The following is an 11,172-nucleotide window of genomic DNA, read 5'->3' as shown; positions in this document are numbered from 1 at the left end:
CCGGCCCACAACCTCACTAGCGCACCAGCGCGACGCCCTGGTCCTCCAACACGGTTCTCACCTGCGCTAAATCTTCTTCCACCATGTCGAAGTCCGCAGCGATAATCGCCACGATGTGCTGCTCGCGGAGGAAGTCCGCCAGGGCGTCGAGGTTGCGCGGGGCACCGGACGTGCAGCCGTGCAGGCGGCCGAGCGCGCTATAGAAGTCCTCGCGCGTGCGGATGGGTTCGGTGATGAGAATGCGTTGCATGCCTTAGTCCTCCGCGTCCGGGATACTGCAGAAGCTGTCGTAGTGGTCGTCGGTGTAGTACCAGACATCCGGGTCGGTCTCACTGCCGCCGCCGGTGACGATGCGCTTTGCCTCGCGGTGCCCAATCCCCGGGGTTTCCACGGTGTATTCGCGGTAGTAATTCTTTGACTGCTGCGGCAGCGCGCCCTCATAGTTGCCGAAACGCACGTTGTCGTTATCGGGGTAGTCATAGGGCCCGCCGGCCAGGATATCCTCGGCGGTCTCGTGGGCCTCCTGCGGCAGGGAGTCCATGGCGCAGGTAGGCAGGTCTGTCTCGGCCTGCTTTGCGACGTCCCCCTTATCCCTATCGCCGCCACCGGATGCGCCGGATGCAGCGGACGAAGCAGACGCAGCGGATGAGGGCGCTGCCTTCTGGTCCGCGCCATTGCCGGAGCCACCGAGGTCAATGCCGAAGTAGCCCGCGACGAGGACTAGAACCGCGCCACCGATGATGGCCGGCAGCGATTTTTTGGAGGGGGAGGATTGGGACATGGCCCCCATCATTGCAGGTATAGGGCCTGAACCAGAAATCCGGACCAGGCCTTTTCCCAATCCCCACTGCAGGTTGTTTGGGGATGTGGGACTTGGCGCCACTGATCCACCCAGCCGTGGGTACCTGTAGCTCCGGCGGGCGGGGTAGTCTGTACGCATGGCACGAGGCAGAATTCCGGACAGCGATATCCAAGCTATCCGTGAACGCGCGCCTATTGATGAAATCGTGGGCGAGTACGTTCAGCTCAAACCCGCTGGCTATGACTCGCTGAAGGGCTTGAGCCCCTTCAAGGATGAGAAGACTCCGTCCTTCCACGTGCGCCCGCAGCGCGGCTATTATCACTGCTTCTCCACCGGCAAGGGCGGGGATGTCTTCAGCTTCCTCATGGAAATGGAGCAGGTCTCCTTCCCGGAGGCCGTCGAGGCAGTAGCCCAGAAGATCGGCTACCACATCAACTACCAAGGTGGCTCCACCGGTGCGCGCGATGAAAAGCCCGGCACGCGCCGCCGGCTTATCGCCGCCAACAAAGCCGCGCACGAGTTCTACCGCCAGCAGCTGGAAACCCCGCAGGCCGCCACTGCTCGTGAGTTCCTCCTTGACCGCGGCTTCTCCAAGGAAATCATCTACGCCTTCGAATGCGGCTATGCCCCGGAGGGCTGGGACACCGCCACCAAGCACTTGCTGCGCATGGGCTTTTCCTTCGAGGAGCTCGACGCCGCCGGCATCTCCAAGATGGGCAAGCGCGGTCCCATCGACCGCTTCCACCGGCGTCTGCTGTGGCCCATCAAGGACCTGTCCGGCAACGTGATCGGCTTCGGTGCGCGCAAGCTTTTCGACGACGACAAGCTGGGCAAGTACATGAACACCTCCGAAACCATGCTCTATCACAAGTCCAAGGTGCTCTTCGGCCTGGATTTGGCCAAGCGCAACATTGCGGAGCAGCACCAAGCAGTGGTGGTGGAGGGCTATACGGATGTCATGGCCATGTACGCCGCGGGCGTGAAGACCGCCGTGGCCTCCTGTGGTACCGCCTTCGGTGCGGATCACCTGCAGGTGCTGCGCCGCTTGATGTTGGATGATTCCTACTTCCACGGCGAGCTCATCTACACCTTCGACGGTGACGAGGCCGGCCAGAAGGCCGCCATGCGTGCCTTCGAGGGCGAGCAGAAGTTCACCGGCCAGTCCTTCGTCTCCGTAGCCCCCGATGGCATGGACCCGTGCGATCTGCGCCTCGCGCGCGGTGATGCCGCGGTGCGTGACTTGGTGGCGGACCGCATCCCCATGTTCGAGTTCGTCATCCGCTCCGTCATCTCAGACTTCAGCATCGATACCGCGGAGGGTCGCCTCCAGGCCCTGCGGCGTGCGGTGCCCGTGGTGGCCCAGATCCGCGATGAACCCCTGCAGCGCGAGTACGCCCGCCGCCTTGCTGGTTGGGTGGGTTGGCCCGACCCGGAGGAAGTACTCCACCAAGTGCGCCAAGAGGCGCGCAAGCCGAAGAAGGAGCAGCGCCCGCGCTTTGCCTCCCTGGAGCAGACCTCGTCTGTGCCCGCGCAGACCAACGCCCCCGTTATGCACATCCCCGGCCCCCGCGAGCCGCACCTATGGCCGCAGCGCGAGGCCCTCAAGCTGGCCCTGCAATTCCCGCAGATCGCCGGCAGCTACTTCGACGGGATTACGGAGGATGCCTACTCCAACGAGGCCTACCGCACCATCCGCCGCGCCATCTCGACCCTCGGCGGCGTGACCGCCGGTGCCGAACAGCCCGGCGTGGAATGGCTGGCCGGCGTGGCAGGTGAGATGCCGGACCTCATGGCCCGCAACTTCGTCTCTGAGCTCGCCGTGGAGCCCATCAAGCTGGGGGAGACCGGCAATCCCGATACCGACCTTGAGGCCTACGCCGATTCCGTGCTCTCCCGCCTCCAAGAGGCACGCGTGGGCGACCAGGTAGCCCAACTCAAGGCACAGCTGGGCCGCATGCGCCCCTCCGACGACGAGGAATCCTACAACTCGCTCTTCGCGGACCTCGTCGCCCTCGAGCAAGCCCGCCGCGAGCTCAACGACCGCGCTTTCCGCGGCGTGCGCTAACCGACGCCCCCGCTAATCCGCCGCCGCGCGCACGCGTTGTAGCGTACGCGCTAATCTTCGTCCGGCTCGTAAATCCGATCCGGTTGCACACCATCCGCGGTGCCGCGCTTGCCGCGGCGCCCCTTGTTGTAATCCTTAAGCTCACGCATGCGCGGTTCCGGGTCTAGACGGTTAGCCACGGCCTTTCGTGCGGAGCGCACCGCGGCCTTGGTGGCGGGGGAGTTGACGGCCTTCTCGTAGGCACCCTTAATTTGGTGATAGCGCTTGCGCCCCGCCTTGGTTCCAAAGACGTATCCGGCGGCAGCACCCACAACAAATTGGATCATTGGAAACTAGTCATCCCCTTACTTCAAGCCAGCGCAACAGCCGGCGTTTGCGTACAACGTACGGGCAACGTGCAATTCTCATGAATAGCCTACCTGCCAAACCAGTCCGGGGCAGGTGGCCTTCTGGCAGCGGAGCGAACAGGGATGCCGAATAGATATGACAGGAACTCTTCCCATAATGCATTCGCTTCAGTTAACTTAATACCTGTGAAGACTTCGAAGCGTACGCATGCGGTATCGGCAGCCGTGGCCATGTCAGCGCTGCTAACAGCCAGCGTGGCGGCAGCTGAACCCCGCACCAGTTGCCTTGAAGAGCCGCGCGAAGTCACCGTGAGCGAGGACTAACGTTCATCTCCTCGATACCTCCGGGCCATGTGCGCGAAGCAAGGGCATTGTAGACTCTTATGGAGATTCTCTCCCAGTAGTCAACAAAGGAAGTCTATGTCTAAGCCAAAGATAATGACCGTGTACGGTACCCGCCCTGAAGCCATCAAGGTGGCACCGGTCATCAAGGCTCTGGAGAAGGATGAGCGTTTCGAATCCGTTGCCGTCTCCACTGGTCAGCACAAGGAAATGCTGGAGCAGGTTAATACCATGTTTGGCATTGAGCCAAAGCTGGATCTTCACCTTATGAAGCCTGGTCAGGGGCTCAATGAGATTGTTTCCCGTGCGCTGATGGGGCTAGATGAGATCATTGATGCCGAAAAGCCTGATGTCATCATTTCCCAGGGTGATACCTCGACTGCGATGGCCGCAGCGCTGGCTGGTTTCCACCGAGGCGTGAAGATCGTTCACCTCGAAGCCGGTCTGCGTACCGGTGACATTCACTCTCCGTTCCCGGAGGAAGCCAACCGAAAGCTCATTGGCCAGGTGGCAGAGCTGCACCTCGCGCCGACTGCAGGCTCGATGGAAAACCTGCGCCGTGAGAATGTGCGCTCCAAGGACATTGCGGTCACCGGCAACACCGTCATTGATGCACTGCTGGAGGCCGCCAGCTGGGATACCGAATTTGAGGATCCCGCCCTGCAGGAAGCAGCCGAATCTGGCAAGCGCCTCGTGGTGGTCACCACCCACCGCCGTGAAAACCTTGAAGCGATGAAGGAGATTGGCGGGGCGGTCAAGGACCTTGCGGAAAGCTACTCGGACATTAACTTTGTCCTTCCACTGCACCTGAACCCAAAGGTTCGTGAAGCTGTGCTTCCGGAAGTGGAGTCATTGCCCAATGTCGTCATCACGAATCCACTTCCTTATGACCGGTTCACCAAGCTTCTTGACCGCGCAACCATCATCCTGACGGATTCCGGCGGGGTCCAGGAGGAAGCGCCGGCTCTGGGTAAGCCGGTCCTAGTCATGCGACAGAACACTGAGCGCCCTGAAGCTGTTGTTGCCGGCACTGTGAAGCTTGTAGGAACCAACCGCAGCCTCATCGTGGCGGAAGCCAAGCTGTTGCTTGATGACGACGCCGCGTACCACTCCATGGCCAACGCCGTAAACCCCTACGGTGATGGCAAGGCTGCCGAGCGCGCCGTGGCAGCTATTGCTGAGCTTCTAGAAGTAGGGGAGCGCCTGCCGGACTTCGATCCTTCCGCGGAGTCCTAAGCAGTTTCAGGCACATCCCCGGCTCGTCTGGGGCTCGGTCTGGGCCCACAACCCCGGTAAAACCCCAGCACGCTGCGTAGAATACGGGACATGGGAACACGGGATATTAAGTGCACGGATACGCAGCGACTGACGGCCTCACAGGTCTTGGCAGATGCCCTTTCGGTGGGGCAGCTTAAGATTGCAGAGTTTGACGAACGCTCCGCCGCCTGCGCGGCGGCCACCACGCGCGGCGAACTTGTTGACCTCCTTGCGGACTTGGTGGAAGACCCTGACAAGATTCTCTTCGGTACGTCCGCACCGGCTCTGCGTGCCGCACAGGAGCCCACCGAAGTCAGCGAGGAGGCAGCAACACCGGTGCAGAGCTCACTAGCACAGGTCAATCCTTCCGTTCACGGCGCGCAGGGCCTTTCTATCGGTCTCTTCGGCGGTACCACTGTCCGCGGCACCCCGATTGCCTCCCACCACACCACGCTAGGTATCTTCGGCGGCACCGACGTGGACCTGCGCGGTGCCACCTTCAAAGAGAACGTCACCACCATCCAGGCTGTGGCTGCGTTCGGCGGGGTAGACGTGTGGGTGCCCGAAGGGTTTCGCGTTCGCGTGAACGGCTTCAACCTCTTCGGCGGGCACGACATCCACATTGAAGGCGGCGCAATCGACCCCGCCGACCTTCCCTCCAGCGCCCCCGAAATTGTGGTGAACTGCTTCAGCCTCTTCGGGGGCGTGGACGTGCACGTGACCAAGCGCTAGGCCGTTACAACACGTGGCTCGGCTGCCTAGACCGGCTAGAAGGGCAGGGGAATGCCGAGCTGCTTAGCCAGAGCCCGAATCTGCGGCTCAAAGGTGACTACCGCGCCCGCGGCGAGAGCAATAGAACCGATCAAGCTGGCGATGATGCCCCAGATGGTAGCGCTAGAGGACAGGGAGCTGGAGTGGGAGGCCTGCTGGTGCTTCGGCTGCTCAAGGCGCGCCTTGGAGTGATCTGAAGTTGCCCCCAGCGGCAGGCAAGCCTCCAACTCGTCCAGGGTGTAGAAGGTCGAGCCCTCTTCGATGGGCTCGCAGCCGTCGTGGAAGGCGATCTCCTTCTCGTTGTAGAGCATGCGCACCAGGGTGTCCCCACGCTCGTTCTGGAAGGCATCCCACTGGATGTTCGCGCCCATGGGGGCGACCGTGTCTCCACGCCAGTCGGAGTTTTCCCAGGAGTACAACTCGCCGGCAGGCGTGCCCTTTTCAGAGCCCGGAAGCTTGAGCAGGGCTGCAAGCGGGATGATGGTCTCCGCGTGCCCGAAGCGATATTCGGCGGCCACGTCGCCGCCTGCTGCGCGGTCCTTGACGCCTTGGATCATGTGCTTCAGCAGTGGCTCGTAGTTGTCGTAGGACACCGTCTGCCCCTCAATAGCCGGTCCCTTCTCGTAGTAGTCCTCCACGTCGAGCAGGTAGGCAAACGTCGGGCCGCTAGCGTCATCCATGTACTGGTCAAAAATCCAGCCTTCGGCCGGCGCCTTGTCCTCGTGTGCCAGGGCCGGAGCAATGATGTAGAGGTTGTAGAACTGCAGCGCCGCATCCACGATGCCCTCCACCGTCTTCTCCTCGTTCTCGCGCCCCACAAAGCTGATGGAACCATCCTCTAGGCCCGCGATGAAGTCCTCGGTGAAGATCTTGCGCAAAAGGCTGCGCGATGCGTTCTGAGAGGCCGGCTTGGCGTAGGCTTCATCCACCTTGGCCTCCAGTACATCGGAGTCCTTCCACTCGGAATACTTCTCATAGGACGGCGCATTCTTGTCCTTGTGCGCGTGCATGAGGTCCGTACGCGCCTCAATGTTGACGTGGCCGTCCTCCATGCCGTCTACTAGGTTGTCTGCGAGCTCTGGCTCCTCTTCCAGCCACGCCTGGCCAAAGTTCCACCCTGAGTCATTGGCCCGGTCCGCACCGGAGGAGATGTACTTGACCTTGAGGTTCTCCTTGTCAATATCCTCCAACAGTGCGGCGTTGCGCTGGGCATTGCGCTCGCCCACACCCTGCAGCTCCTCACGGCCCACTACCGTCAAGTTGCCGTAACCGGGCTCTTGACCGATGCCGCCGGCCAGTTCCTTGTTCACGGTGATCATGGCCTCGACCTGTGGGATAAGCTTCTCACCCAACTCGGTGAGCTGACCATGCTCCTGGGCATAGGTGAGCATCTGCTGCGCCAAGTCGTCGTACTTGAATCCGGACAGCCCGCGGGAGCCGTGGCGGCCCACAGTGGACGTATAAATCTGGTGGAAGCCCTCCGGCGCCGAGGCATACTCGGAGCCCTGCGGCTCATAGTGCTGCTTGGTGGAGTAGTAGGTGGCGCCGTCAGCCGCCAGCGCGGGCACCGGGGTTACGGCACAAGCAACAGCAGTAGCGACGGCGAGAGCACTAATACGCATGAGAAAAGTCCTTCGTGAGAAACGGTGGAAAGGGGACCACCCCACGGTAGAAGAAGGACTTTGCGCGGAGGTTGCGAAACCGTGAACTGTAGCACGGCGCAATGCTCCGCAGATTCACTGCAAAACGCAAAAACCGCCTGCGAACAGGCGGTTGATTTTGCTCCTCCAACTGGGCTCGAACCAGTTAAGCTATCTATGGTAGAATCACTTTTGAGCAGGTCAGAGGCAGATTGCACCGCCAACTAATGCCCGCTAATGTCAATTAATGCCACGCGATATAGCACGTATATGGCACGAAGGAGAAAGTCATGGCACGCAAAGCACGTTGGGGGAGCATCAAGAAGTTGCCGTCAGGGAACTACCAAGCGAGCTACCCACACCCCGAGAACAGCGACCTGTCAATGCGCATCAAAGCCCCGCACACGTTCGGACTCAAGGACGAGGCCGAGGAGTGGCTGGCGAAGGAAAGGGTGCTCATTGCGCAAGATAAGTGGCTGCACCCAGATGAACGGGCAGCGGTGGCAGCACGCGAAGCCGAGGAGCAGGCACGCGAGGAAGCCGAGAAAGCCAAAGGGTTAATCCCGTTCAAGGTTTATGCCGAGGGATGGATTCGGACCAGAACCAACCGAGACGGCCAGTTACTAGCGAGCAGGACGCGTGAAGAATACCTCAGGTATCTGGACGATCGATTAGCAGAGTTTGCCGACAAGCCGTTGGCACGTATTACACCCAAAGAGGTACGTACCTGGTACGCAGAGCAGATTTCCACAGGCAAAAAGACCAGTGTGGGACGCCAATACGACTTTATGAAGTCTGTTTTCAAATCGGCTGTGGAAGACGAGTTGATTCCGTCAAACCCCTGCAAAGTCACAGGCGGTTCGAAGGTCAGCACCGAAGTTAAAGTGAAAGCTCCAACCGATGCAGAGCTGCAAATCATCATCGACGAGATGCCTGAGGACTTGAAACACGTGGTGCTCATAGCGGCAGCGGCGGGCCTGAGGTGGGGTGAAATTGCGCCGTTGACACCCGGAGACGTGGAAGTGATTTTATCGCCTGAGACGGGCGAGGTGGACGCTGTACGCATCCACGTGACTAAGGCAGAAGTCAGGCTCAAAGGAGGCCAAAAGGAAGTCAAGGCACCAAAGTCGAAAGCTGGCGTTCGTGTCGTGAGTTTCTTTGGCAAAGACGCTGCGGACGTGGCTAAGCACATGGAGACAGTTAGACCAGGGGAGCGGCTGACCACGCGGACGTATGCAGGGGTTAGGTACCACTGGATGAAGGCGCGTGAGAAAGCGGGGCGCCCAGACCTGCACTTTCACTCTCTCAGGCATTACAGCGGTACACGTTTTGCGCAAGCGGGTGCCACATTGAAAGAGATTATGGCGTGGCTGGGGCACTCAGATGTTAAGAGCGCCATGGTCTACCAGAAGGCCGTTCAGAGTAGAATGGAAGAGCTGGCGCGCCGTGCCGCCAGGAACTAGCAAAACCCTCAGAACGAATGCTGAGGCGAGTTTCCCGACTCCCGGGCAAATTCGGCAAAGCCAGCACTTAAGTACTGACTTTGCCGCAAATCGGACTCAGTGAGAAGGCCCTAGAACATCGGCTTCTAGTCCCGCTGCTTGTCGCGTTGCTCCTCGTTTTGCTCGTTTTGCTGCTGTTGTTGCTGATTTTGTCGCTGCTGTCGCTGCCGTTGAATGGCTGCCGCGCGGCGGCGGTTCTCGCCTACAGTTCGCTGCATGCGCTCCCGTTGACCACCTACGGGGTCGAACAGTCGCGTACGTGCGTGCGCGTAATCCTTGTGTTTGGCGGCTACGACGGCGTCGTCATCGAGAAGGTGCGCGAAGTACTCAGCGTCAGTACCGTCAAACTCCGAGCGCTGGAATTGCCGAAATTCGTCGTCCATCACGCGCTGTTCGAGAAAGTCAAAGTCCACCTGGCGCATATCCCCTACCGAGTCATCGGGCGACCACGGCGCGGGCGCACCGGCTTGTCGAGGGGAGGGCGACCACGTTGCGGCCGGGCTGCTTCGCTCAGTAGCCTGCCGTTGTCGGCTAGCCTGCCCCGCTGATTCCGGCTGTACAGCGCTTCCGCCGCTGCTAATTGCTGCTTGATGCTCTCGTCCGGGTCGTCCGGGAAGGTTTCGCTCATCCGAGCGCGGGCTACCGTCTGCGCGTCCTTCTTCGTCATCGTAAACAGTTCGTCGCGTTCCGTCTCGGTGAACAATGTCGGCGTGTTCGTCTCCGGCTCCTGACGCTGCGGCTGAGGTTTCGGCGGTGTCGGGTTCGTCGGCAAGGATTCCGGCGTACTTTTCTCGGAGTGATTGGGTTCCGCCGGTACCTTCGATACCGCCGGCCGTGACTGCTGAGGGTTCTGGTGTGGTTGCACGTTCCTCTTGCGCTTCTTGGGCATGATAGCTCTCCTGTTGTTTGAGTTGCTGTTGTTGAATTAACTGCTGCTGGTACTGCTGTTGTAGCTGTTTTATACGCTCCTCCACGGCTTCAAAGGTGTAGTCATCCTCACCAAGGCGCGAGCCTGCTCGTTTGGTAGACCGCGAGCCGCGAGAAGTCGCGTAGCGGATCGGCCCACCTTCATCATCGACCAGGGCGTAGCTAGTGACCGTTACATCGTCGCGGTCTTGCTTCTTGTGCGTTGTGACGCGGAAAGAAACGGCATAGTCGGCGGCGATAGCCTGCGCTACTTCGAGGCCGTCTGAGACCGAGGGCGCAGCGGCTACGCGCACATCCGCTAGCACGGCATCTACGCGCTGTTGCATCTCCGCACGCCAATTATCTTTCGTGATTTCTGGCAATGACGCACCGCGTAGATGCGAGTAGTCATGCAGTCGCTCTGGTGCAGGCTCAGGTTCGTAGACCTCAAGGCCAAGGTCACGCATCACGGCATCGTTGGAGCGCTTCACAGCGTAAAAATTACGGGCATTACGCGGTGTCTTGCCCGTCACTCTGTCGTGATTCGCAATGATGATGTGGTTGTGCAAGTGGCCGCTCTCGCTGTCTATGTGCGTCGCTACTACAACATCGCTGTTCGGCGCGATACGGCGGGCGAGTTCCAGACCGGCGAGATGTGCGAGTTGAACATCGAAGGGGTTATCTTTGTCGAGTTCATCCGGGTGAAAGGACTGAATTATCAACTCCGCCTGATTTTCGCGCTCAGGGTGCCGGGCAATCTCCGCGACAGTTTCGCTGATGAACTGCTTCGGTGTCACGTCAGGTGTCGCGCTCACAACACTGTAGGCGGCGGCGCGCACATCGCCATTACGCATATTCTCGTACGTGCCGTACACCGCGTATACGGTGGCCGCTCCTACGCTTCGGGTTCGCTGATTTTTCACGACCGACATACGTTTTTCACCCGCTCTCCGAGTTCCACCAATTCGAGAAACACTTCCTGCATCTCTCGTTTGAGCACGATTCTCAAATCTTCGAGTTCCGCACGCATCTGCTCAATCTCATCGCGGTCTACGTCGTCTTCTTCAGCTTCGCGGATGAACATCTCGTCTACAGCGCGAGTGTTGATAGCACGCACCGCCTGATTGACATTCACCCCGATACGGTTAACTTCCTGCGTGAGTCGCGCGAGTTCTTTACGAGTCTCCGGCGGTAACTCTCGCAGTTCTTCAAACAGCGATGAAGGTACGCGGTCGCATACGTAGTCGAGTGCTAGGCGCACAGTCTCAGCAGCCGAAATCTCCAAACGGTCAGACAGTGCGCGTACGTAGTCGGCGCGGTCTGCATTCAGTCGGCAAGTAAATTGCCATGCATCTAAGTTCTGGTCTGTCATAACTAAATCTGCTTTCATCTCGTTACTCTTCGTATCGCCTCTACCGAGGCGAGGCGGTCAAAGCACTGTCGCGCTCTGACCTTGACTGACTTTCTTTGCACTCCCCGAGCTATCACCGTCAGTCCTAGCGCTGGCGCGTTAGTCCTGCACTGGTGATAGTCGGGGGCG

Annotated in this window: 11 protein-coding genes; 5 read left to right on the top strand and 6 right to left on the bottom strand. The window is 60.0% G+C overall.

Annotated elements, in window-relative coordinates:
• Positions 1 to 16 precede the first annotated feature (16 nt).
• Complete coding sequence (locus HMPREF2967_RS11140) at positions 17 to 250, bottom strand: barstar family protein (protein ID WP_070686491.1); 234 nt, start codon at positions 248 to 250, stop codon at positions 17 to 19.
• A gap of 3 nt (positions 251 to 253) precedes the next feature.
• On the bottom strand, positions 254 to 781 hold the full coding sequence (locus HMPREF2967_RS11135; protein WP_070686489.1) for a guanyl-specific ribonuclease: 528 nt from the start codon (positions 779 to 781) through the stop codon (positions 254 to 256).
• Between the two features lie 157 nt (positions 782 to 938).
• Between HMPREF2967_RS11135 and dnaG the strand changes: the two genes are divergently transcribed.
• Positions 939 to 2,867: a DNA primase gene (gene dnaG, locus HMPREF2967_RS11130; RefSeq protein WP_070686487.1), complete on the top strand. Its 1,929-nt coding sequence runs from the start codon at positions 939 to 941 to the stop codon at positions 2,865 to 2,867.
• 50 nt (positions 2,868 to 2,917) lie between these two features.
• On the opposite strand, the gene HMPREF2967_RS11125 is transcribed toward dnaG, so the two are convergent.
• The gene (locus HMPREF2967_RS11125; protein ID WP_070519625.1) at positions 2,918 to 3,193 is read right to left on the bottom strand and encodes a hypothetical protein; all 276 of its coding nucleotides are present in this window, start codon (positions 3,191 to 3,193) and stop codon (positions 2,918 to 2,920) included.
• 207 nt (positions 3,194 to 3,400) lie between these two features.
• Between HMPREF2967_RS11125 and HMPREF2967_RS13155 the strand changes: the two genes are divergently transcribed.
• The 3 genes from HMPREF2967_RS13155 to HMPREF2967_RS11115 all read left to right on the top strand — a co-directional run bounded on the left by HMPREF2967_RS13155 (position 3,401) and on the right by HMPREF2967_RS11115 (position 5,545).
• Entirely contained in the window at positions 3,401 to 3,538 is a 138-nt protein-coding gene (locus HMPREF2967_RS13155) for a hypothetical protein (protein ID WP_158014729.1), read from the top strand.
• A 96-nt stretch (positions 3,539 to 3,634) separates the two neighbouring features.
• Positions 3,635 to 4,792: a non-hydrolyzing UDP-N-acetylglucosamine 2-epimerase gene (gene wecB / locus HMPREF2967_RS11120; protein WP_070686485.1), complete on the top strand. Its 1,158-nt coding sequence runs from the start codon at positions 3,635 to 3,637 to the stop codon at positions 4,790 to 4,792.
• A gap of 90 nt (positions 4,793 to 4,882) precedes the next feature.
• Positions 4,883 to 5,545, top strand: a complete 663-nt coding sequence (locus tag HMPREF2967_RS11115; protein ID WP_070564804.1) for a DUF1707 SHOCT-like domain-containing protein — start codon at positions 4,883 to 4,885, stop codon at positions 5,543 to 5,545.
• A 35-nt stretch (positions 5,546 to 5,580) separates the two neighbouring features.
• Here HMPREF2967_RS11115 and HMPREF2967_RS11110 read toward each other — a convergent pair whose 3' ends face one another.
• A complete protein-coding gene (locus HMPREF2967_RS11110; RefSeq protein ID WP_070686483.1) occupies positions 5,581 to 7,206 on the bottom strand; it encodes a histidine-type phosphatase in 1,626 nt (541 codons plus the stop codon).
• Between the two features lie 308 nt (positions 7,207 to 7,514).
• Between HMPREF2967_RS11110 and HMPREF2967_RS11105 the strand changes: the two genes are divergently transcribed.
• Positions 7,515 to 8,687 (top strand): tyrosine-type recombinase/integrase, encoded by a 1,173-nt coding sequence (locus HMPREF2967_RS11105; RefSeq protein ID WP_070686481.1) that lies wholly within the window; start codon positions 7,515 to 7,517, stop codon positions 8,685 to 8,687.
• Between the two features lie 125 nt (positions 8,688 to 8,812).
• Here the strand turns inward: HMPREF2967_RS11105 and HMPREF2967_RS11100 are convergent, their stop codons facing one another.
• Together HMPREF2967_RS11100 and HMPREF2967_RS11095 are read right to left on the bottom strand one after the other, a co-directional pair.
• Positions 8,813 to 10,486 carry a relaxase/mobilization nuclease domain-containing protein gene (locus tag HMPREF2967_RS11100; protein WP_158014727.1) on the bottom strand — a complete coding sequence of 558 codons (1,674 nt, stop codon included), beginning with the start codon at positions 10,484 to 10,486 and terminating at the stop codon, positions 8,813 to 8,815.
• 65 nt (positions 10,487 to 10,551) lie between these two features.
• Positions 10,552 to 11,004, bottom strand: coding sequence for a hypothetical protein (locus HMPREF2967_RS11095; protein ID WP_158014721.1), 453 nt, complete (start codon positions 11,002 to 11,004; stop codon positions 10,552 to 10,554).
• Positions 11,005 to 11,172 lie beyond the last annotated feature (168 nt).

This window comes from Corynebacterium sp. HMSC059E07, assembly GCF_001814395.1.
Taxonomy (GTDB): Bacteria; Actinomycetota; Actinomycetes; order Mycobacteriales; family Mycobacteriaceae; genus Corynebacterium; species Corynebacterium hesseae.
Note: the sequence above shows the minus strand (reverse complement) of the source record. Positions and strands in the feature narration are given on the sequence as shown.

Excerpts from the sequence above, each read along its gene's own strand:
- HMPREF2967_RS11100 (WP_158014727.1), bottom strand. The coding sequence starts at position 10,486 with ATGCGTAATGGCGATGTGCGCGCCGCCGCCTACAGTGTTGTGAGCGCG.
- HMPREF2967_RS11140 (WP_070686491.1), bottom strand. The coding sequence starts at position 250 with ATGCAACGCATTCTCATCACCGAACCCATCCGCACGCGCGAGGACTTC.
- HMPREF2967_RS11125 (WP_070519625.1), bottom strand. The coding sequence starts at position 3,193 with ATGATCCAATTTGTTGTGGGTGCTGCCGCCGGATACGTCTTTGGAACC.
- HMPREF2967_RS11110 (WP_070686483.1), bottom strand. The coding sequence starts at position 7,206 with ATGCGTATTAGTGCTCTCGCCGTCGCTACTGCTGTTGCTTGTGCCGTA.
- wecB (WP_070686485.1), top strand. The coding sequence starts at position 3,635 with ATGTCTAAGCCAAAGATAATGACCGTGTACGGTACCCGCCCTGAAGCC.
- HMPREF2967_RS11135 (WP_070686489.1), bottom strand. The coding sequence starts at position 781 with ATGTCCCAATCCTCCCCCTCCAAAAAATCGCTGCCGGCCATCATCGGT.
- dnaG (WP_070686487.1), top strand. The coding sequence starts at position 939 with ATGGCACGAGGCAGAATTCCGGACAGCGATATCCAAGCTATCCGTGAA.
- HMPREF2967_RS11105 (WP_070686481.1), top strand. The coding sequence starts at position 7,515 with ATGGCACGCAAAGCACGTTGGGGGAGCATCAAGAAGTTGCCGTCAGGG.
- HMPREF2967_RS11115 (WP_070564804.1), top strand. The coding sequence starts at position 4,883 with ATGGGAACACGGGATATTAAGTGCACGGATACGCAGCGACTGACGGCC.
- HMPREF2967_RS11095 (WP_158014721.1), bottom strand. The coding sequence starts at position 11,004 with ATGACAGACCAGAACTTAGATGCATGGCAATTTACTTGCCGACTGAAT.